The sequence below is a fragment of the Proteocatella sp. QWL-06 genome (assembly GCF_058684135.1).
Genome location: NZ_CM178755.1, coordinates 134,123 through 156,346, shown reverse-complemented (window position 1 = coordinate 156,346; position 22,224 = coordinate 134,123). Strand labels below are relative to the sequence as shown.

At 42.0% G+C, this 22,224-nt stretch carries 21 protein-coding genes; 7 read left to right on the top strand and 14 right to left on the bottom strand.

Annotated elements, in window-relative coordinates; translation table 11 throughout:
* Positions 1 to 57 precede the first annotated feature (57 nt).
* On the bottom strand, positions 58 to 1,470 hold the full coding sequence (ltrA, locus tag AC4PGZ_RS00765) for a group II intron reverse transcriptase/maturase (RefSeq protein WP_492159189.1): 1,413 nt from the start codon (positions 1,468 to 1,470) through the stop codon (positions 58 to 60).
* Between the two features lie 395 nt (positions 1,471 to 1,865).
* Here ltrA and AC4PGZ_RS00760 point away from each other — a divergent pair, with 395 nt between their 5' ends.
* Positions 1,866 to 3,164 (top strand): IS110 family RNA-guided transposase, encoded by a 1,299-nt coding sequence (locus AC4PGZ_RS00760; RefSeq protein ID WP_492157849.1) that lies wholly within the window; start codon positions 1,866 to 1,868, stop codon positions 3,162 to 3,164.
* 570 nt (positions 3,165 to 3,734) lie between these two features.
* On the opposite strand, the gene AC4PGZ_RS00755 is transcribed toward AC4PGZ_RS00760, so the two are convergent.
* On the bottom strand, positions 3,735 to 5,576 hold the full coding sequence (locus tag AC4PGZ_RS00755; protein WP_492159188.1) for a heavy metal translocating P-type ATPase: 1,842 nt from the start codon (positions 5,574 to 5,576) through the stop codon (positions 3,735 to 3,737).
* Positions 5,577 to 5,750: 174 nt separating this feature from the next.
* Positions 5,751 to 6,116: an ArsR/SmtB family transcription factor gene (locus AC4PGZ_RS00750; protein ID WP_492159187.1), complete on the bottom strand. Its 366-nt coding sequence runs from the start codon at positions 6,114 to 6,116 to the stop codon at positions 5,751 to 5,753.
* Between the two features lie 492 nt (positions 6,117 to 6,608).
* On the opposite strand from AC4PGZ_RS00750, the gene speD reads away from it, so the two are divergent.
* Genes speD through speB form a run of 4 tightly spaced genes read left to right on the top strand, consistent with a single transcriptional unit; the run spans position 6,609 to position 10,603 of the window.
* Positions 6,609 to 7,454, top strand: coding sequence for an adenosylmethionine decarboxylase (speD, locus tag AC4PGZ_RS00745; RefSeq protein ID WP_492159186.1), 846 nt, complete (start codon positions 6,609 to 6,611; stop codon positions 7,452 to 7,454).
* The gene (locus tag AC4PGZ_RS00740) at positions 7,447 to 8,901 is read left to right on the top strand and encodes an aminotransferase class I/II-fold pyridoxal phosphate-dependent enzyme (protein ID WP_492159185.1); all 1,455 of its coding nucleotides are present in this window, start codon (positions 7,447 to 7,449) and stop codon (positions 8,899 to 8,901) included. Before speD ends, AC4PGZ_RS00740 begins: the two co-directional genes overlap by 8 nt.
* Positions 8,902 to 9,756, top strand: a complete 855-nt coding sequence (gene speE, locus AC4PGZ_RS00735) for a polyamine aminopropyltransferase (protein ID WP_492159184.1) — start codon at positions 8,902 to 8,904, stop codon at positions 9,754 to 9,756. It abuts the gene before it with no gap.
* Complete coding sequence (gene speB / locus AC4PGZ_RS00730) at positions 9,749 to 10,603, top strand: agmatinase (protein WP_492159183.1); 855 nt, start codon at positions 9,749 to 9,751, stop codon at positions 10,601 to 10,603. Before speE ends, speB begins: the two co-directional genes overlap by 8 nt.
* Positions 10,604 to 10,637: 34 nt before the next feature.
* On the opposite strand, the gene AC4PGZ_RS00725 is transcribed toward speB, so the two are convergent.
* The 11 genes from AC4PGZ_RS00725 to AC4PGZ_RS00675 all read right to left on the bottom strand — a co-directional run bounded on the left by AC4PGZ_RS00725 (position 10,638) and on the right by AC4PGZ_RS00675 (position 18,924).
* Positions 10,638 to 11,741 carry a hypothetical protein gene (locus tag AC4PGZ_RS00725; RefSeq protein ID WP_492159182.1) on the bottom strand — a complete coding sequence of 368 codons (1,104 nt, stop codon included), beginning with the start codon at positions 11,739 to 11,741 and terminating at the stop codon, positions 10,638 to 10,640.
* A 45-nt stretch (positions 11,742 to 11,786) separates the two neighbouring features.
* Entirely contained in the window at positions 11,787 to 12,371 is a 585-nt protein-coding gene (locus AC4PGZ_RS00720; protein WP_492159181.1) for an HDIG domain-containing metalloprotein, read from the bottom strand.
* A gap of 32 nt (positions 12,372 to 12,403) precedes the next feature.
* On the bottom strand, positions 12,404 to 12,814 hold the full coding sequence (locus AC4PGZ_RS00715; RefSeq protein ID WP_492159180.1) for a CGGC domain-containing protein: 411 nt from the start codon (positions 12,812 to 12,814) through the stop codon (positions 12,404 to 12,406).
* 44 nt (positions 12,815 to 12,858) lie between these two features.
* Positions 12,859 to 13,551: a DUF5714 domain-containing protein gene (locus AC4PGZ_RS00710; RefSeq protein ID WP_492159179.1), complete on the bottom strand. Its 693-nt coding sequence runs from the start codon at positions 13,549 to 13,551 to the stop codon at positions 12,859 to 12,861.
* Positions 13,552 to 13,633: 82 nt separating this feature from the next.
* Complete coding sequence (locus AC4PGZ_RS00705) at positions 13,634 to 14,104, bottom strand: flavodoxin family protein (RefSeq protein WP_492159178.1); 471 nt, start codon at positions 14,102 to 14,104, stop codon at positions 13,634 to 13,636.
* A gap of 43 nt (positions 14,105 to 14,147) precedes the next feature.
* Positions 14,148 to 15,227, bottom strand: a complete 1,080-nt coding sequence (gene rsgA, locus AC4PGZ_RS00700; RefSeq protein ID WP_492159177.1) for a ribosome small subunit-dependent GTPase A — start codon at positions 15,225 to 15,227, stop codon at positions 14,148 to 14,150.
* Between the two features lie 392 nt (positions 15,228 to 15,619).
* A complete protein-coding gene (locus AC4PGZ_RS00695; RefSeq protein ID WP_492159176.1) occupies positions 15,620 to 15,901 on the bottom strand; it encodes a hypothetical protein in 282 nt (93 codons plus the stop codon).
* Positions 15,902 to 16,017: 116 nt separating this feature from the next.
* Positions 16,018 to 16,533 carry a cob(I)yrinic acid a,c-diamide adenosyltransferase gene (locus AC4PGZ_RS00690; RefSeq protein ID WP_492159175.1) on the bottom strand — a complete coding sequence of 172 codons (516 nt, stop codon included), beginning with the start codon at positions 16,531 to 16,533 and terminating at the stop codon, positions 16,018 to 16,020.
* Positions 16,534 to 16,568: 35 nt separating this feature from the next.
* Positions 16,569 to 17,576: a phosphotransferase family protein gene (locus AC4PGZ_RS00685; protein WP_492159173.1), complete on the bottom strand. Its 1,008-nt coding sequence runs from the start codon at positions 17,574 to 17,576 to the stop codon at positions 16,569 to 16,571.
* Positions 17,543 to 18,247: a TIGR04282 family arsenosugar biosynthesis glycosyltransferase gene (locus AC4PGZ_RS00680; RefSeq protein WP_492159171.1), complete on the bottom strand. Its 705-nt coding sequence runs from the start codon at positions 18,245 to 18,247 to the stop codon at positions 17,543 to 17,545. Before AC4PGZ_RS00680 ends, AC4PGZ_RS00685 begins: the two co-directional genes overlap by 34 nt.
* Positions 18,244 to 18,924, bottom strand: coding sequence for a TIGR04283 family arsenosugar biosynthesis glycosyltransferase (locus AC4PGZ_RS00675; protein ID WP_492159169.1), 681 nt, complete (start codon positions 18,922 to 18,924; stop codon positions 18,244 to 18,246). The genes AC4PGZ_RS00680 and AC4PGZ_RS00675 overlap by 4 nt, the downstream gene beginning before the upstream one ends.
* A gap of 178 nt (positions 18,925 to 19,102) precedes the next feature.
* Between AC4PGZ_RS00675 and AC4PGZ_RS00670 the strand changes: the two genes are divergently transcribed.
* Complete coding sequence (locus AC4PGZ_RS00670; RefSeq protein ID WP_492159168.1) at positions 19,103 to 20,314, top strand: EAL and HDOD domain-containing protein; 1,212 nt, start codon at positions 19,103 to 19,105, stop codon at positions 20,312 to 20,314.
* A 141-nt stretch (positions 20,315 to 20,455) separates the two neighbouring features.
* A complete protein-coding gene (locus AC4PGZ_RS00665; RefSeq protein ID WP_492159166.1) occupies positions 20,456 to 22,192 on the top strand; it encodes an IS1182 family transposase in 1,737 nt (578 codons plus the stop codon).
* Positions 22,193 to 22,224: the final 32 nt, after the last annotated feature.

Sequence of the window (22,224 nt, the reverse complement as noted above, 5' to 3'; positions counted from 1 at the left end):
ATTTTATCTACCGACCTCCCACACCACCGTGCGTACCGTTCGGTACACGGCGGTTCTCTAGTTTTCACATACTTTCAGATAATAGTCAGTCATGGAAATGTTTCCAAGGCTGGCTATTACTTTGTTTGTAAGTACACTATTTAGCATAAGCGCTGCGCGCCATATTCCTTTACGGCAATTTGCCAGTTGGTGTACTTTAGACTTGGGCACCCCGAATTTATTTATCATCCGGTATCTAGTTTTTACTTTCTTCCATTGTTTCCAGTATATCGCTCTCAGCCTCCGGCGTAGCCATTCATCTGTAGTAATGAGCAGCTTCTTCATATCTGCCATCGCAAAATAGTTCACCCATCCTCTAATGAACTGCGTCAATTTCATTGCTCTGTACTCATTTCCCCATCCATTATTTCTTGATGTGAGTTCTTTCAACTTTGCTTTCATTTTAGCTGCTGATTTAGAGTGTACTCTCAGTCTACATTTTCCTTTGTATCTGTAGAAACTGTACCCCAGATATTTCACTTTGCTGATGTGTGACACTTTGGTTTTCTCTCGGTTTACTTTAAGAAAGAGTTTCCCCTCTATATATGGCACGATATTATTCAAGGTCCTCTCTGCACTCTTTCTGCTTTTGCAAAATATCATGCAGTCATCCGCATAGCGCACGAACCTGTGCCCTCTGCGTTTTAGTTCCTTATCCAGCTCATTGAGCATGATATTGCTAAGAAGTGGACTTAATGGTCCCCCCTGAGGCATACCAACATCTGTCTTTTCGAACATACCTTTGCTGATTATTCCCGCGTTGAGATATTTGTGAATGAGTGATATTAACCTGTTATCCTTGATGGTTCGTGACAACAGTTCGATGAGCTTACTCTGACACACGGTATCAAAGAATTTCTCCAAATCCATATCAACCACATATACATATCCGTCGTTAACATTCTGCTGGCACTGTTTCAGTGCATCATGTGCACCTCGTTTTGGTCGAAAGCCATAACTGTTTCCGCTAAACTGTTCCTCATAGATTGGGGAGAGCACCTGTGTTATTGCCTGTTGAAATACGCGGTCAACGACAGTTGGTACTCCCAGCTTACGAAATTCGCCTTTTGTTTCTTTTGGTATTTCTACCCTACGGGCTGGTTTGGGTTTGTATTTCCCTTCCATTAACTTCTGTACAAGTTGCTTTTTGTTGTCTTTGAGAAACGTTAGAAGTTCATCCACGCTCATCCCATCAACACCGCCTGCGCCTTTGTTAGACTTTACCCTTTTGTATGCCTTGTTAAGGTTATCCGGGTGTAATATCTGTTCCATAAGTTTATCCGTCTGAATACATGTGATGGTGTCGTTGTTTTCAGCAATCCTCGAATGATTGGACACTTCTGCATTTTCTTTCTGTTCCGCAGATGCCCTTTGCAGATAGCCCTCAGTATGAAGTTGTCTGTCCTTAAATTCATTCTTAGTTACATTCATTTACTCACACCTCCTTGTATAATGTAGTTAGTAATTTATGGTTTTAATTCAACTAATAAAACCCGAACATTACGAACTACTAATTTTTTTGTATATATTTCAAATCCTGGCGGATTATTGAATATATTATATAAAATTTATTCCTTTTTGAAAATTCAACTTTGCCAAATGTAGTATAATCTTTATTGAATAGAGGATAGATGTACACCTCCTGGGAGGATCACAGTATCCCATACCCGCAAATTAGCGTATCATTCCATCAGTAAAAATTCTATGTTTAGCTGGTTGGATTTCCCGAAGGGAATTATCCGTGTCACAAACAAGGTTGTAGAGTTGCTGATAGAAGGTGGAATCTCTAATTCTATCTCAATATATTAAATAAGGAGATACTGGAAATGAACAAATATATTAATAGACCAGTTGTAGGAATCGATGTTGCCGCAGAATTTTCAATGGTTGCCATTTTGGCACCTGACGGTGAGGTATACAGGAAATCATTCAGGATAAATCATACTTTGGATGGATTTGAATATTTAGCTTCTGAAATAAAAAAAGTGGAAGAAAAATATGACATGAAGGTTGCCTCCTTCATGGAATCCACTGGCGTGTATCATATATCTCTTTTCCACTTTTTAAATGATAATAAGTTTGATGTGTTCACTATCAATCCTCTTATCACTAATTCTAACAAAAATTTCGATATTAGAAAAGTGAAAAATGATAAACAAGATGCACTTGCTATTGCTAAAATATGCAAATTCCAAAATATCAAGGTATCCAATAACTTTGATAAAGAGCTGTATACATTGAAATCACTTTGTCGTGAATATTACAAGCTTACCGATACCAAGTCTACATTCAAGAAAAAATTATCTAATGAATTAAGAATAATTTTCCCTGGCTATTTAAATATTTTTTCTGATACTACATCAAAATCATCTTTACAGATATTGAAGCAGTATCCAAGACCCGACGATATACTTTCAGCTGACAAAACTGAAATCATAAACCTTCTGTTGAAACTTTCCAGGAAAGGCATGAAATACGCTGAAAACAAATATGCTCTTCTGTTTGCTGCCGCAAAAGAATCCCTTATCACTGGAGTATCATCAGATAGTCTGTTTGTTAAGTTGAAAGCTAATATAAGCATTATAGAGAACTTTGAAACTCAAATAGATTTACTTCTCTGCGAAATCAAAAATCTGCTTTCAAGTGGCAGAATACCGACTGATATTCTTAAAAATATTGAGTTGCTTCAATCAATACCTGGTATAGGTGAAGTAACTGCTATAACAATTATAAGTGAAATTGGTGATTTTAAAAATTTTGCAAAATCAAAAAAGCTGGTTGCATTTTTCGGACTTGATCCTTCGGTAAATGAATCCGGAAAATTCAAAGGCTCCAATAATCATATTTCTAAAAGAGGAACACGCACGGGCCGAAGAGCTCTTTACGCTGTCGCTCTTGCTTCGGTTAGAAGCAAACGAAATGGTCTTGCAACAAACAGCGTACTTCTTAACTATTACAAAGAAAATATGAATGGTAAGAGCAAGAAGGTAGGCATTGTTGCTGTCATGAAAAAATTATTGGGTTATATATTTTCCATATTAAAGAATCAAAAGTCATATGAAATTCGTCACCCTGAGCTACACTGTAAGATGTATGTTGAAAATCAATATCTGCAAGTAGCCTAACGGCTGAATACGAACCATTTAAAAGTCAGGCCATTCAAAATTCGAATATTTTTTTGGCCTATTTGTAGTACCATAAAACCATAAATGAATTTTTATCAAAAATCATTGACAATTACTAGCTGGTCTAAAGTTCAGTCCTTCCCGATTCATTTGCAACTGAATTGGTACTATGACCTCTGCTGACTTCTCATGATAAATCTTGTTTCAACCATAACTGCAAAATGTTCTATTGCCCCGTTATGTCCATGAGACCTCCCCAGGTAAGAGCGCAATCTTCCTCTCCATATATCTGCCACATTTACTACAGTTAATCCCGGGTAGTTATTGGACTTTGACTTGTAATGCAGCCTTATCCTTAACTGTAGCCTGATGTGATTTCTGTTCGTCAGACCAGAGATTTGCCTACACCTTCCTTCAGATTCCACCTCGCGATGGACACCCTTGGTGTTCAGCTATGTCTTTCCCACTACCGGGGCAGACTTGGGACTTTAACCCTTGAGATTGCGCCCATGCTGGGCGCACATCAAAAAACCGGCATGAATTTATCACGCCGGTTTCTGTATTTATAAACTACTGCCTGTCTTCATAGCTCATGGCTCTCATGGAATTTATCACTGCGATGAAGGTTACGCCCACATCGGCAAATACAGCTGCCCACATATTCGCGATACCTGCAGCTCCCAGGATCATGACTACCGCCTTTACCCCAAGTGCAAATATTATGTTCTGTCTTGCTATTCCAAGAGTCTTTCTTGATATTCTTATCGCATCGGTTACCTTTAATGGCTCATCAGTCATTATGACAACGTCAGCAGCTTCAATAGCAGCATCAGATCCGAGTCCGCCCATTGCTATTCCGGTATCTGACCTTGCAAGCACAGGAGCATCGTTTATTCCATCACCCACAAAAACAAGCTTGCCTTTTGTGGATAACTCCTTCATCAGCTCCTCGATCTTGTCCACCTTATCCCCAGGGAGAAGCTCCGTATATACCTCGTCTGCTCCAAGAATCCTTGCAACTGAATCCCCTGCGGATTTTGAGTCTCCTGTCAGTATTACCGTCTTTTTCACGCCCAGCCTCTTTAATTCCTGGATTGCCAGCTTTGCATCTTCCTTAAGCTCATCCGAAATCAGTATATGTCCGGCATATTTTCCGTCTACGGCTATATGAACTACTGTTCCTGCAACGTCCTCGCTCTCGAAGCCTATCTTGAATATCTCCATGAGCCGGCTGTTTCCTGCAAACACCGTCCTGCCGTCTACGACCGCCTTCACTCCATGTCCTGCTATTTCCTCTACGGTTCCTATCCGCTTTGCCTCAATTATCTTTCCATAGGCCTTTTTGAGCGAAACCGAAATCGGATGGCTTGAGTAATTTTCTGCATATGCAGCGAGCTCAAGCAGCTCCTCAGGATCTATGCCTGCTGATTCCGGATTTTTTGAAGGCTTTACTCCATGGACCTCAAATACGCCTCTTGTAAGGGTACCGGTCTTGTCAAATACTGCAATTTCAGTCATTGCAAGTGATTCAAGATAATTGCTTCCCTTCACGAGAATACCTCTTCGCGAAGCTCCCCCGATCCCTCCAAAGAAGCTCAGAGGCACTGATATCACTAGTGCGCATGGACATGATATTACAAGGAATATAAGCGCTCTTGATATCCACTGTGAAAAAGCGTCCCCGGTCACAAGCGGCCCGCCGATTGCAAGAAGAGCTGCCATCACTACTACTGCAGGCGTATAATATCTCGCAAACCTTGTTATGAACTTCTCTGATTTGGATTTCTTGCTTGCAGCATTTTCAACCAGATCCAGTATCCTGCTCGCGGTAGACTCCTTGTATTTCCTTATTACCCTTGCCTCTATTACACTGTTTATGTTTATGCTTCCGCTGAGAATCTCGTCTCCCGGCTTGATGTCTCTTGGTATCGATTCGCCTGTAAGGGCTGATGTATCTACAGATGAGCTTCCCTGAGTCACTACGGCGTCAAGAGGCACTCTCTCTCCCGGCTTGATTACTATTATGTCGTCAAGCTCTACCTCTTCCGGTGAAAACACGAGCACTTCATCATTTATCTTAAGGTTTGCATAGTCCGGCCTGATGTCCATGAGGTCTGCAATGGATTTTTTTGAGCGGCTTACTGCATAATCCTGGAAAAACTCTCCGATCTGGTAGAACAGCATTACTGCAACAGCCTCTGGAGACTCGCCTATGGCAAAAGCTCCTACTGTAGCTATAGTCATCAGGAAGTTCTCATCAAAAACCTCTCCCTTGAAAATATTGCTGAGAGCCTTGATTACTACGTCGTATCCTATTATTATATACGCTGTAACGTTGAGCAGAAGTGAAAGGAGCTCATCATTTACCATAAATGCCGCTGCATATATCGCCGCGGCTGCGACTATCCTCATGATAGTCCCCCTGTCCAGCTCGTGAACATGGTAGTGCTGCCTGGAAATAACTATTTCCGTCTTAGCCGCTCAGTCAGAGCATCCTCCATCCCCATGCCCCTGGCTGTGTCCATGTGATTTTTCTGTATCTTCAGTTATTCTTGTCATTATGTTTTCCTCCAGTGATTTACTTTTCTATTCGTTTATATGTTCCATCCCCATCTCCAGGATCTTCTTTACATGATCATCCTTGAGTGAGTAAAATACGTTCTTTCCTTCTTTTCGAAACTTTACGAGATTGGTCTGCTTGAGTGTCCTCAGCTGATGAGATATCGCTGATTTTGTCATCCCAAGGAGTACCGCCATGTCGCATACGCACATCTCGCTCTGCTCAAGGGCCCACAGTATCCTTACCCTTGTGCTGTCTGCAAATACCTTGTAAAGATCCGCAAGTTCATAAAGTACGCCTTCTTCCGGCATCTTTGCTCTTACTTCTTCGAGTATGTCCTCATGTATGGTATCACAGTCACAGTATACAGCTCTCGATAATTCTTTTGCCATTTCTTTTCCCCGCTTTCTACTCCTGCAAATTCTTTATTATATGCACACAGTTGAACAACCATTCAACCGTATGATACATATTATAGTTGAACACACGTTCAACTGTCAACATTTTTTTATCAAAACTTTTGAGAGAACACCCCTTCCTCTAAACTGCCTTACTCGGTTTATCGAGAGTGCAGGCAAGGAAACAAGGTGCAAAAAAGATCTTTTTACAGGTCGTTACTGAGAATAAAAATGCCATTAGTCTTTATCTGAATACCGGCTTTATAATTGACAGCTGCATGGAGTATTATCAAATCTGAAACATTTGAATCAGGCTTCGTTTTTTAACGCGTTAAACCTCATCCAAACCTTGATGGCTCCAAGCTCAAAACATTTTTCTTACTTTAATGAAATCCATTGACATTTGAAAATTTTATTGGTATTATAAACTCTAAAAGTCAATACAATTCTATTAGGTTAATAAAAATATATTAGAGAAAGGTTGTGATGTTAGGGTTGCAAAATAAGCTGAAACTTTACGGCTTTAACAACCTCACAAAAACACTTAGCTTCAACATCTATGATGTATGTTATGCGAAGAGTGAGAGAGAGCAGAAAGATTACATTGCTTACATTGATGAGCAATATAACTCAGAGAGATTAACTAAGATCCTCTGTGATGTCACTGAAATGATTGGAGCACATGTGCTCAATATTTCCAAGCAGGATTATGATCCGCAGGGAGCAAGCGTAACAATTTTGATTGCAGAGGAAGCACTTTCCGAAGAAGTAGTTGACAAATCATGCAATCAGGGTAAAGATTTCTTCTTTGATACGAGAGAAATGAAAGACACGGTGGTAGCACACCTGGATAAGAGTCACGTAACCGTGCACACATATCCGGAGTATCATCCAGATAACTCCATTGCTACATTCAGAGTGGATATTGATGTATCCACATGTGGACAGATTTCACCTATCAATGCCTTGGATTATCTTATCGGAAGCTTTGATTCCGACATAATGACGATAGACTACAAGGTGAGAGGTTTTACCAGAGATGTTGATGGCAAAAAGTGTTATATAGATCATAACATTACTTCCATACAAGACTATATCGACGATGAAACACTTAAAAAATATGATGCCATAGATGTAAATGTATATCAGGCTAATATTTTTCATACAAAAATGCTCATAAAGGATATCGAACTCCAGAATTATCTTTTCAACAAAGACGTATATGAAATCAGTCCAAAGACAAGACTCGAGATCACCAACAACCTCAGAAGAGAGATGATCGAGATCTTCAGCGGATACAATGTATATGGTGGAGGTAGCGAAATTGAATAAGCTTTCCCAGAGCAGTGCCCCTATATATGAGGCACTCAAGAAATACAGGGAACTGAGAATAGTTTCTTTTGATGTTCCAGGTCACAAGCAGGGCTCAGGCAATCCCATGCTGAAGGAGTTTCTTGGCGCTGACTGCATTTCCGTGGATGTGAACTCCATGAAGATGCTGGACAACCTGTGCCACCCGTCTTCAGTCATAAGAGATGCTGAAATACTTGCTGCCGAGGCTTTTGGCGCTGATCATGCCTTCCTGATGGTAGGAGGAACCTCCTCTTCTGTTCAGGCAATGGTAATGAGCGTATGCAAGCCCGGCGACAAGATAATAATGCCGAGAAATGTACACCGAAGCGCCATAAATGCGCTGATAATCGGTGGGGTAACTCCGGTATACCTTAATCCGGGGGTTGACAAGAGACTGGGTATTCCACTTGGAATGTCCATAGCTGACATAAGGCAGGCGATAGCGGATCATCCCGACGCAAAAGCCATAATAGTCAACAATCCAACATATTATGGAATCTGCTCAGATCTGAAATCAATAGTAAAACTGGCTCATGAAGCTGGCATGAAGGTGCTGGTTGATGAGGCTCACGGAACGCATTTCTACTTTGGGGACAATATGCCAGTTACAGCTATGGCTGCAGGCGCAGATATGGCTGCAGTAAGCATGCACAAGACCGGAGGATCGCTCACTCAGAGCTCCTTCCTTCTGACAGGCCCTGCCATGAATCCTGAATACGTAAGGCAGATAATCAACCTTACCCAGACGACAAGCGGTTCATATCTTCTCATGTCATCACTTGACATATCAAGAATGAATCTCGCGCTGAATGGAAAGCAGATATTTGCAAAGGTTCAGGAGCTTTCAGAATATGCAAGAAAAGAGATAAACAGCATAGGTGGATACTATGCATTTTCAAAGGAAATCATAAATGGGGATACTGTATATGATTTCGACATCACAAAACTTTCAATCCATACGAGAGAGATGGGACTTGCAGGGGTCGAGGTTTATGACATCCTCAGGGACAACTATGGAATACAGATAGAATTCGGCGACGTAGGAAACATCCTTGCCATAATATCTGTAGGAGACAGGCTTCTCGATATCGAAAGGCTTATCGCCGCACTGTCTGAAACAAAGAGACTCTATCAGAAGGACCCTGCCGGAATGTTCGATCATGAATACATCGAGCCTGACGTTGTGGTTTCTCCTACAGAAGCTTTTTACGGACACAAGCGCTCAGTTCCTATAGAAGAAAGCGAAAACCTGGTTTCAGGTGAATTTGTGATGTGTTATCCTCCTGGAATTCCAATACTTGCGCCTGGCGAAAGAATATCAAGGGACTCCCTTGATTACATCGCCTTTGCAAAAGAAAAAGGAAGCCTCCTCACGGGAACAGAGGATATGAATATTGAGAGAATAAATGTTTTGGAGGGAAAATAAATGGAACTATGGTATACAGAGCAGCATACAGATGACGTACGCTTTTCAATAAAAGTAGAGAATCAGCTTTACTCAGGTCAGAGCGATTTTCAGAGAATAGATGTTTTTGAATCAAAGGAGTTCGGCAAGTTCTTTACGCTTGACGGCCTTATGATGGTTACAGAAAAGGACGAGTTCATATATCACGACATGATAGTTCACGTTCCGATGGCTACAAACCCTGATATAAAGAAGGTTCTTGTTATAGGAGCCGGAGACGGCGGTACTGTAAGAGAGCTTACAAGATACAAGACTGTGGAGCAGATCGACATGGTTGAGATTGACAAGAAGGTAGTTGATATATCTCTTGAATTCTTCCCGCTGACTTCATCACAGCTTAACGACCCGAGAGTAAACCTCTTCTATGAAGATGGCCTCAAGTTCGTAAGAAACAAGGTGAATGAGTATGACCTTATAATAGTTGACTCTACAGATCCATTCGGACCTGGCGAAGGACTTTTCACAAAAGAGTTCTACGGCAACTGCTTCAAGGCTCTAAACGAAACGGGAATCCTCGTTAATCAGCATGAAAGCCCATACTACAGCAGCTATGCCGCTTCTATGCAGAGAGCTCACAAGAGGATAAGAGAATTCTTCCCTATATGCAGCGTTTATCAGGCTCACATCCCGACATATCCGTCAGGACACTGGCTGTTTGGATTTGCATCAAAGAAATTCAATCCAGTAGCAGACCTTGATGCTGCAAGATGGAATGCGCTTGGACTTAAGACAAAATACTACAACACTGACCTTCATACAGGATGCTTTGCACTTCCAAACTACGTGAAGGAGATGCTGGAGCAGGCCCATGAATAGAAATGTATCCACATTCATAGGATGTGAAAATGAATACAGCGAATCAGAAATAGTGCTTTTCGGAGCTCCATTTGACTGCACTACCTCATTTCGCCCTGGAACTCGTTTCGCAAGCAGCGCAATGAGAACCGAATCTATCGGAATAGAGACATACAGCCCTTATCAGGATATGGATCTTGAAGATATTGCAGTATTTGATGCAGGCGATCTTGAGCTTACTTTTGGAAACGCGGCGGCAACGCTTGACACTATAACTGAATTCACTCAGAAAGTCCTCAGCGACTCAAAGGTGCCATTCATGATAGGTGGAGAGCACCTCGTAACTCTTGGAACAGTAAGAGCTGTGGCTGAAAAATATCCTGATCTTCATATAATACACTTTGATGCTCACGCAGACCTCAGGCAGGACTACATGGGAGAAAAACTCTCTCATGCGACAGTAATGAGGAGATGCTGGGAGATAATCGGAGACGGCAGAATATTCCAGTTCGGAATCCGTTCAGGTGAAAGAGCTGAGTTTGAATGGGGAAAAGATCACGTTCAGACAAACAAGTTCAGCTTCACGAGATTTGATGAGGCAATAGAGCTTCTTAAAGGAAAGCCGGTTTACTTCACTCTGGACCTCGATGTCCTCGACCCCTCTATATTCCCTGGTACAGGTACCCCTGAAGCCGGAGGAGTCACATTCAATGAACTCCTTGGCGCAGTTATGAAGCTAAGCCAGCTTGATATAGTAGGACTGGATATAAATGAACTTTCACCGGTATATGACCACAGCGGCACTTCTACAGCAGTGGCATGCAAGCTAGTAAGAGAGCTCATAATGACGGTTTCAAAAGAAAGATAACATAAATATAAAAAAAAGAGCCTCGGCTCTTTTTTTATATCCTGAACAGGTCTGCTACGAGTATTATATAGATGACCAGGGTCACCCATTTTATCATGGCTGCATAACCTGCTTTCTTTAGATATTCATCCTTGCCTTCAGAGGCTCCCTTTAACCTGTATTCTGCTTCCCTGCGGTTGGCCTCCAGCAATATTATTATCGCAGCGAGCCTTGCAAATGTCATCGAGGTATTCCTGCTCTGCGCAGCCGCCTGACTCGAATAAGCTCTCACTCTGTATACGCCTTCATCTGGAAACAGGGAATACACATGACCGTTTTTATCTTCTTCAGTCCTCAGTGTGTATCCCGTGTCAGATATCTTAAGTTCGGTGTCAGGATGAGGCTTTATGCTTATGCTTCTGGAAAATCCTCCATCGAGCACCTCAAGCCTTGCATATATATTTCCGGTTGCCATGCCATCATGGTATTCGATGAAATTTACATATACATCATACAGTTTTTCATCAGATATATTCGTTATTTCTACTCTGGCCGTCCTCTGGCCGGATTCTTCTGATACAGTTATCTCTCCTGTCCTGATTTTTTCTATATCCTCAGTGAGGACTGCAAATTCGGTTTTCAGATTCGGCTTTACGGTTATGCTGCGTTCCTTGCCGTCATCAGATGATGCGGATATGAAAATGGCATTACCCTCGCTGTCCCTGTATGTCACCTCTTTTACCATCAGCGGCTGATCCCTGTCCACATTCTCGTGCTGAGTGCTGAGGAGGGCTGATTCACCTGATCTGAGGATGCTTATATGGTATGAAGGTATGAGAAAGCTGTTTCGCTGGGATGTCTGCTGTTCAGCGAGCTCTATGCTTATGTCATATAGCGTTTCATCCGATACATTACTTATCTCAAGCTGTGAATAGGATGAATTTTCATCATATTCCAGATTGTAGTCTCCAGTCTTTATATCTTCAAAATCCACATACACAGGCATCCCTGCCTCAAGCTTCTCAGTGAGCTCCACATCTTCTATGAGAGCATCCTGAAAATTGCTTCTGGCAAAGTTGTAGGATGCCATTACAGCCGTTAATATTATAATTACGGCAATCGCAATTCTCAGCCTTTTGATTGCACTGATTCTGTCCATATATCTTCCTCCTTTCAGGATGATATGCAGTCCCTGTCAGCTCTGTTATCTTTCTTTGTCCATCTCGTTATCCACATGCTCCTCGCATGATCTCATTGCCATTATGGTCTGCTCGAAAAGACTGTCGAGCTCCCATCCAAGCATCTCCGCGCCCTGTATTATTACGTCACGGGAACATCCCGCCGCAAATTTCTTGTCCTTGAATTTCTTTTTGAGGCTCGATACCTCCATGTCCATGACGCTTTTTGAAGGTCTCATCCTTGCAGCTGCGCCAATGAGTCCCGTAAGCTCGTCTGTAGCAAAAAGCACTTTCTCCATAATATGCTCCGGCTTCGGCTGAGGCTCTCCGCACAGACCGTATCCATGACTCGCTACCGCTCTTATGAATCTCTCGTCAAAGCCTCTGTCTCTGAGGATTTCCTGAGTCTTGCTGCAGTGCTCATCCGGGTAGATCTCAAAGTCAAGGTCATGAAGCAGCCCGACAGTTGCCCAGAAATCTGATTCATCGCCAAATCCAAGCTGATCTGCAAAGTATCTCATAGTACCCTCTACCGTAAGCGCATGCTGAAGATGGAATTCATCCTTGTTGTATTCCTTAAGAAGCTTCCACGCATCTTCTCTTTTAATCATATCTGTCCCTTTCCTCTCTTATGCCTGTATTTCTAATATACCTTATATATACCCTTTTCTCGCTTGAATGCTGCAGCCTTGCTTATATATGATCCTTCGACTACATTCTCATATCCCTTCTTGCGCACTATATCTCTTATGTAGTCTAAATGCGGACATCTGTCATAATGATGATGGTCTGTCACCATACATGAAGCCAGGTGAATCGTTACATCCTCTTTTGCTATATCTCCGTATTTTTTGCACTTCGCCGCAAAATGCTCCAGCTTGGCTGATACGCTCTTTCCGCAGCATCCTCCGCACGTAAATGATATATATCTTACCCCGTCCTCATAATTTTCGAACATGCCTTCCCTGTTATAGAACGACTCTGTGCATGCGTATCCGCTGCATCTGTTGTGCGCAATGTCACACTGTATTATTGCTACATATTTGTTACCCATATTATTCCTCCTGTAAATTTTCTGATTGATCTGATTATATCATATTATTCATCAATTGGATGATAAAATCTGCAAAGCTCCCTTCGGCATCCATGCGGATGTCTGTCGCTGAAGCTGCATATGAAATCCGCCTGATAGTCAAGCGTTGTATTAAGATATCTGCCAGCATTCCTGCATGCCGCCTCCAGTGCAGTAAATACGAAGTTCTTGCAGCAGCATGGCCCCGCCTCCTCAGATATGGCATAGATCACTTCAGATACCACTTTCATGGTAGCCGATGTCTCCTCATTTTTTGGGCATGCAGCTCCCAGTATCACGCTGTATACGCTGCCGATTGCAGGTGCAATGCCGCACACGCCTGTCAGCCCGCAGTAAGCCCCAACTGCCTGGCGCCTTGTTCTCATGAGCACCTCCTCCAGATAGCCTTCATCCAGGTTCAGGCTTCCATGGTTCCTCAGAGCTGCAATCAAAGCCCCGCCGGCTACCCATGCATGCTCACATCCAAGCATGGGCAGCTGGGCTTCGTTTATGATCCTTTCTGCAATCTCAAAAGGATTTTCATCTTTTGAATCTGATATCATCTTCTTTACAGTTTCAAATGATCTTTCTCCGTGGCATGAATCACAGACATAATGTCCTCTGCTGCAGTTCACATATCCAGTTTCTATGTTTCCGCATTCAATGCATGTGAATTCATGCCCTGTATCATAATACTCAAGATTTTCTCCACATATCATGCAGTTCTCAAGGATTTCATGCTGCGCAGCCGCGCCGCCTTCATCCGGAGCTCAGCATCCGGCGTTTATGCTAATCTTATCTTTATTCAACTTTAATTCCTCCATCTGTCAGTCTTCTTGCGAACTCTCCGGCATTCTCAAGGTCCGATTGATTCGGCCGTCCTTTGTTAATGCCGCCAAATATCTTTGTAAAGCCGTAATCCATGAATCCTCTGCAGGCAAAATCCCCTATTATGTCAAAGCCTTTTTCAGATGCTTTTTCAAGAAGCTTCCTGTTCATGGCTTTTACTGGTATAGTTGCTGTCGAGAATATGAACGCCGGCTTTCCGGTCCTGGCAGAAATCCGGTCAAGTGACGAAATCAGCCCTTCGTGATGGCTGCCATTGTATATACCCGAGCCAAATCCAACGAGGTCGCATTCCTCCAGAGCGGAGTCCGTAAGCTCGCCCGGTTCAATGATCCGTGCTCCGAGAACCTTCGCCATGGCTTCTGCGATCCTGAGGGTATTTCCATGATGAACCGAAACACACACTATAAGGACATTCCTGTACATAAAGCTACATCTCCTTTCAATGAGGACAAGCCGTTTTAAGGCTTTATCTCTTCTTCCTTGATTTATACATTTCCTTCTGTAGCTTTGCAATATTTTTTTCAAATGCCTTCTTGTTCATGAGGGCAGCCTGCTTTTCCTTGCTCTCTGCAAACCGGGATTCCTTCTGGAGCTTGAGGTAGTTATTCCACCTTTGCTGTGAAAGCGCTCCTGATTCAATCGCCTCTCTCACCGCGCAGCCCGGCTCTCCCTCATGCCTGCAGTCGCTGAACCTGCAGCCTTCAAAAAGCTCCTCGACATCTTCAAATGTCGTGCTCATGCCCTCTGAAGAGCTCCACATTCCAAGCTCTCTCATTCCCGGAGTGTCTATTATCATGGTTCCTCCAGGCAGCATTATCAGCTCTCTGTGAGTCGTGGTATGCCGTCCCTTGCTGTCATCTTCGCGTATCTGATTTACTTTCATTATTTCTTCTCCGGACAGCGCATTCACCAGCGATGACTTTCCGACTCCTGATGATCCCAGCAGAACAAGCGTCTTTGATGGTCCCATATATTCTCTCAGTTCATCCATGCCTTCTCCTGTGTGCGCGCTCACTGCCAGCACCCTTACTCCTGCAGATATATCATGAAGCTGGTCAAGATATTGCTCCCTGTCCTCACATGCGTCTGCCTTTGTAAGGACTATTACAGGGGTACCTCCGCTCTGCCATGCGATTGAAAGATATCTCTCTATTCTCTTTATATTGAAATCCCTGTTCATGGATGTGACGATAAAAACATAATCAAAGTTGGTTGCCACCACCTGCTCCCTGCTGTTGAATGTATCCATTCTTGAAAACTTGCTCTTTCTATCTAATACCCTGTATATTATGTCTTCTCCCATAGGATTGTGCTTTATCAGCACAAAATCTCCCGTGGCCGGATAAATCTGCGCGCTGTCGGGGCTGAAGAAGATCGAGCCCTTTAGCTTTGCATTTTTTTCTCCCATGTCTGATACCACCGTATAGCTTTCCCTGTGTACCTGAGTTACTCTGGCAACGACCAGCTCGCCGCTCCTGTCCCAATCATTCTTCTGTTTCCTGAAAAAATCGTTATATCCGTAATCTTCAATCCTTAGATTATTCATTTCTTCCTCCATATTTCTGAAATAGGGCAAAAAAATACCATAGCAAACAACCCCTGCAAAAAAGGTTGCTCTCTACGGTTATATACTCAATTTTCTATGAGCTTACCATGCTGCCTGTATCTGAAAGGTTGTTACAGCTATCAAGTTTTAAATCACGATCACCTTTAAAGTATTTTCAATCATCAACATCAGCCCCTTTCAAAAATATATTTATGGTTAGTATTATACACTATCCTCTATGATTTACAATTATTTTTCTGATTTTTCTCGATTTATTTCAAAAAAAAACAGTGCAGCTGAATCTGCATCTGTTTTAATCACGAAGCCCGGGATATAAAAGGGTGGGGGGTTATACTGGGCATATGTAGATATGTTTTAATTCGATTTGTCTTTTAGAGCGAATTGAGTTTTTTATATGTGCTATATGAGCCTGTGTTCAGATTTTTGCCTGATGAGGATGAAGGCCTTTTCCTCAGAGCTTTCCTGTTTGCTGAACGGGTCTGAGGCGCAGTCTTTCTCTGTTTCATTTTGTTGCCGGAAACAGTCTCTGCTATCCCTCCACAATAAAAGCCATCGTCACAGAGCCCTGCTCTGAAAAGGCTTAAGTAAATCATGTGGAATACCTTTAAAGAAATAATCACGAATGCAATAAGCATAAAGAGTCTTGGGATCATATCGTCACCTTCTTTTCTGAACTTCTCATGCATTAGATTATACCGTTAAAGCATTCATATGTCTACGTTTCAACAGTCCTTTTTTCAGAGGATGATTGTCCTTTTTAATATTAAGGTCAACAATCGATGCCTTTTCGTGACATTACGCCCTGGCTCAAATAATGCTTTATTTCCTTTATGTCACTTACGAGATCCGCCGCCTGAATCAGCTTCTCAGATGCATACCTCCCTGTAAGTACTGCTTCTACGTTATTCTTTCGCTTCTTGATTGCTTCGATCACCTCATCGTCCGAGAGAAGTCCGAAATATATGGCTATAGTAATCTCATCCATTATGACCATTTCATATTCTCCGCTGCAGAGCGCATTCATGCATTTTTCAAGGCCTTTTCTCGCAAGCCGGATGTCCTCATCGCCGGGTTTTCTGTCTATGAAGCAATCTGTCCCAAACTGCTCGATCTTTATCTGAGGGATTATCTGAGCGCATTTCGTCTCTTCATATGCCATTCCTTTTATGAACTGGCCTATATATACCTTTTTCCCAGACATAGCAGCACGAAGCGCCAGCCCAAAGGCAGCCGTGGTCTTTCCCTTGCCGTTTCCGGTGTATATATGCACATATCCTTTTTCCATGAGGTTCTCCTCCCTTTGTCAGAAATAATTCCGTGTTAGAAATAATCCCGCTCTATCCTCTGCAGAAACTCCATGTCCAGATACTGATCCAGCTTTATCCTGGTAGACTCATTTGCGATCAGCCTCTGCGGGTCTTTGTACTGAACCCAGGCCATGGCGCACCAGGTTATTCCTCTGAGGCAGTTTATCGGGATATATACATTAACTCTGTCTCTAAGCCCACAGGTATCAAACCTTCCTGCAACTGATTTTTCATAGACCGAAATGAAATCGTCCATCTCGTCTCTCCCAAGGATCACATCAGTCTTCCAGAAGGTAGTGGTGGGAGCAAGGAAATGACCTATGTCCTGAGCGGGGTCCCCATATAGTGGCTTTTCCCAGTCCACCAGAAAGTCCTGTCCCTCGCTTTCGTTAATCAGGAAATTGGTTGAATTCAGCTCCGTGTTTATGCAGCATCTGTATCCTTTATAGCTGTGGTATTCTCTTATCTTTTTGCTTCCGCGCTCCAGCAGATCTGCAATCAGCGCTTTCTTTTTTTCATCTGCAAACGGAGATTCATAGTAGGTTTTTATCATTTCTCTGCATTCTTCCATTACAGCCTCAAGCGGGTCCTCCGGGGATATGAGATGACTTTCCTCATTTACCCTTACGCTGTGTATGTCTGCCAGGCAACTGGCCGCCGATACAAGATCCGATTTGTAGTCAAGATGCCTCCCCTTCAGGAAGTCCATCACTATGACACCATACTCCATATTTTCAGGTGCCGGGTCAAAATAAAGGACCTCAGGAGTTCTCCCTGATTCCTCAAGGAGCTTAAGAGTTCTGTATTCATATTCAACCTGATTCTCCAGATTCATCTGACTTGCGGTATTTATCCTCAAAACCAGCGCCCTTTGCGTCACAGGATGAACGAAATGGTAGTTTATGTTGTACTCGCCCTGGGCAAGCATCGTATACTCTGTCTCCATATCTTCAGGAATCCCAAGCGCCTCAAGATATGAGCTCGTTTTTAAATAGTCCCGCAGTCCGCTGATTCTGTCCATATGTCTTCATACTCCTTTACAAGATATTCTATATATTTCGCCGTGTGCGTATTTCTGTCATATTCACCAGTGTCTATACGATTCTTAAGACTGAAAAGGTCCTCCGGCTCGTCTATGTCCATATGAGCATTTATGAGCCTGTAGCTCCTTCCTGCTGATTTTGCTGACTCTATGGTGTTTCTCAGCACGCTCCCGTATCCATATGTCTGATTGTCGAATATCTCTATGCATGGCTTTTTCATGCCGACAAGATAATATCCGTAATCGGAGGTGGGCCCAAAAACCACATCACTCTCTCTCAGGCAGTTGAATGCCTGAACGATATCCGCTCTCTCAAGCTCAGGAATATCTGTTCCTGTAAGCACGCATGAGTCATATCCCACCCCCAGGACATGTTCTATGGCATTATGCATCCTTTCTCCAAGGTTCTTGCCTTTCTGAGGCACATATGTCTTGTCTTTTCCCAGAAGAGGATAGAGCGACTTCTTCATTCCAGAGGGCGTGTAGAATACAAAGCACTTCCTTCCCGAATCCTCGCAGAGCCTTTTGAGATCTTTCAGGAAGCATCTGTGAAGCTGCGCGCACTCTTCAGGCGAAATCATCGCCTCAAGCCGGGTCTTTGTCTTTCCGGCAACCGGCACTCTCGTAAATATTATTATGGCCTCTCTCATCTTATGTCCCTGTACATCCTTGCAATCTCATCTGCGGATATTCCCTTTCTATATAAAAATCTCAGTCTGTGCATATTCCACATAACCCTTAGCCTTCTCACATTTCCGCGTCCAAATCTTCTGTCAGATGTGGATATCCTGTCCCTTGTCCTTACAGGCCTTATCTTCATTTTTCTCAGATTCAGCGAAAACTGATAATCCTCCATAATAGCTATAGCCGGGAACATTCCGGCCTCAAAAAAAAGCTCCCTGTCTATGAATATCCCCTGATCACCGAAAACAATCCCTCTTGTAACGGACCTCAGGTTTGACATGAAAGCACAGGTTTTCATAATAAGGCTGCCTGAGTCAAATCTTATTCCGAAATATCCCGCCCTGCATTTTTCCATGACCTCTTCTATCTGCTCGAGTGCCGAGTCTGGCAGCACGCTGTCGCAGTGAAGAAAAAACAGCACTTTTCCGCTGCTGCTGACAGCTCCCTGATTCATCTGATTGGCTCTCCCCTTAAGTGAGCTTATGACCCTGAATTCATCTGATATCATGGATACCGTTCGGTCCGTCGAGCCCCCGTCAACGAACAGGATCTCACATCTGCCTGTGAGCGGCCGGAGCATCTCCATAGCGTCAGATATCGTATTTTCTTCGTTGTAAACTGGTATTATAACCGATATATCCATAATTACCTCATAATATGTTCTGATTTCCTATATACAATTATATATTATACGGCCTTCACTTTCAATATTTAGACACTATTGAAAATAATTGCATAAAAAATCAAAATGTATTATAATTAAGATATGAGGGTATTTCAAATAAATAATGGCTTTGAATTTCCGGGGGGAGGGAACAGCATTGTACATAGCAAGACAGCCTATATTTGATACAGAAATGAATGTCTACGGCTACGAGCTTCTGTATCGTGATGACCGTGGATCGACTTCGTTCGGCTCTGCGGACAGCGACAGGTCGACGGCGACAGTTCTCGGTGGACTTTTTGAGACGGGCATAGATCAGATTGTAGGTGATAAAAAGGCATTTGTGAACTTTGATCAGAATTTCCTTAATTCAGAATCTATAAGGCTCATCGAACCAGCTACTCTGATTATAGAAATCCTTGAGGATACGGTATTTGACGATGATGTGATTGCCAGGATAAGCGAGCTGCGAAGCTTTGGGTACAAGATAGCGCTTGATGATTTTGAATACAATGAAGATACTTACAGGGCCGAAAATCATGCTGACATGATAAAATTCGACCTCATTCTCACTCCGCTTGATAACATTAAGTCTCAGGTTTCAAGAGCCCTTTCACAGAAAAAGATACTTGTTGCTGAAAAAATCGAAGATCAGGATACCTATCTGAAGGCTAGAAGTATGGGCTTCCAGCTGTTTCAAGGGTATTTCTTCAGCCGTCCAAAGATCGTTGCAGGGCTCCAGTCAAAAAAATCAGGCAAAGCTGTATACCAGCACCTGCTCTCAGAGCTTCACTGTGAAGAGCCTTCATTTCACAGGCTCGCAAGCATAATAGAAAAAGACGTTGATATGGCCTACAGAGTCGTAAAGATAGGCGGCAACAATAAATCCAGAGATAATTCCATAAGATCCATACTTACGAGAATGGGTCTTGTAGATCTTGAAAGGTGGGTATCTGTACTTATGCTTCTGGATCTATCTTCAGACAAGCCTCAGGAGCTTATAAGGCTTTCACTCCTTAGATCAAGATTCGGAGAGCTCATCGCACAGCACAGCAGCCTTAGGAACAGGCGTCATGAGGTTTCACTGATGTGCCTTTTCAGCGTGCTTGATGCCATGCTCGACATGCCTATGAACGAAGCCGTTGAGAATCTCAGCGTAAGCGAGGATATAAAGGATGTACTCATCCGCGGGGAAGGTCCGTTTGCTCCTGTTCACGACATCATAAGATTTTATGAAACCGGTGAAGGAACTCCCGTATGCATCAGCTCCGAAAAGCTGGACATTGATCAGGGAGAGCTTTTCAGGTGGTATATTCAGTCCATAGAATGGTCAGACCGCATGATGAAGATAATAAGCAGTAATTCCTGAATAATATAGATAATTAAGAGGGGCTGTCGGGAAATAACCCCCAAAGAAAAAAGCGACTAGTTCGCTTTTTTTAATGCAAAAAAAAAGATGACAAAATAATATTGCCATCTCTTTCCGTTATATTATAAAATATAACTACTTATGATACAATATTATAACCAATTTTTTGAAAAAGGACAACAGGTTATTAATTTTAATTTTTACAATTTAGGTTTATCTGCTGACGATCCAGTCTATACCCTAATAAATATATTGGAGGATTTCGATTTTTCTAGCTTGCTGGCTAGATACTCAAACAAGGGAAGAAAAGGCTATAACCCTATTATGTTATTTGCAGTATTGCTTTACGCAAATATGAGAGGAATTAGAGCTGTTGACCGCATTGAAGAACTTTGCGAAAGAGATATAGCCTTTATTTGGCTGACAAAAGGCGAAAAGCCTCAAAGAGATACTTTCTATGCTTTCTTAAATGAAAAATTAACAAAGGAAATACTCGAAGATCTTCATTATCAGTTCATACGAATATTAGAAAAGAAGGGACTCGTTACTTTAAAAACCCTATTTATAGACGGCACTAAAATTGAAGCAAATGCAAATAGATATACATTTGTATGGCGGGGAACTGTAAATTATCATTTAGCAGGACTTCTGGATACTATTGATAAGCTGTACCTAAGATATAATCAGTTTCTGCAATCTCAAAATTATAACAAAGCCTATAACTTACCTTTAGAAACCATGTTTGTTGTGGAAGGAATTGATAAAGTTAAGGATATTATTGCTAAAAATAGAAAGCGAAAATCATTAAATCTGGAAAAGCTTTCAAACAACTCAATCATTGAAATTGGGAATATATGTCCATTGAAATTAATTGAGCTTCAAGCAAACTTAAGTCGCATTGCTGACGCAGAAAAAATTCTCTTTGTTCATGGAAAGAGAAATAAAAAAAGCGAGCTGCAAAAACTCTATGAGGCAATTGAAGAAGCTTCAACAAGACTATTGAAATATAAAGAACATTTCAAGCTTATGGGAACTGATAGAAATAGTTATTCAAAAACAGATATAGAAGCAACCTTTATGCGTATGAAAGATGATCATATGCAAAATGGACAGTTGAAACCAGCATACAACGTTCAAATTGCAGTTGAAAACTATTTTATTATCCATACTTACATCAGCAATGACAGAACGGACTATAATACACTTATTCCTGTACTTGAAAAACATAAAAAGTATCTTAAAAAATTTCCGCAGGAAGTAACAGCCGATAGTGGTTATTCCAGTGAAGCTAACTTAGTTTACCTTAAAAACAATAACATAGATTCATACATAAAACTTCAAATGCATGAAAAGATGAAAACCAGGGCGTACAAGAACGATCCCGGCAAGTTTTATAATATGGAAAAAATAATTACAGAAAACGGTGTTCATTTCATATGTAAAGATGGACGGAAACTTCAATATGAACGCTCTGAATACAGAAACCATAATGGTTACAGAAGTAATTTCGAAGTCTACGCTTGCAAAGATTGTAGCGGATGCGAGTTTAAGCCACACTGTTTGTATAAATACAACGAAGAAAAAGATATCCACAAAAACAAAGTTATGAAGATAAATCTGCTTTGGGAAACCTTAAAGACAGAGTCCAATAATAATGTACAAAGTGAAAAAGGTATCTTGTATCGTCAGATACGTTCCATTCAGACCGAAGGTCATTTTGGAGACATCAAAGAAAATGATAATTTTAGAAGATTTAATCACCGGACATCTGAAAAAGTACATAAAGAGTTCTTTTTGTATGCTATAGGCAGAAATTTAAATAAGTATTATCGCTTCTCAAAAGAAATAATTAAGACCTATGAAGCAAAAACTGCTTAATCCTATCGGATTTTTATAAGTCATGAGCAAAT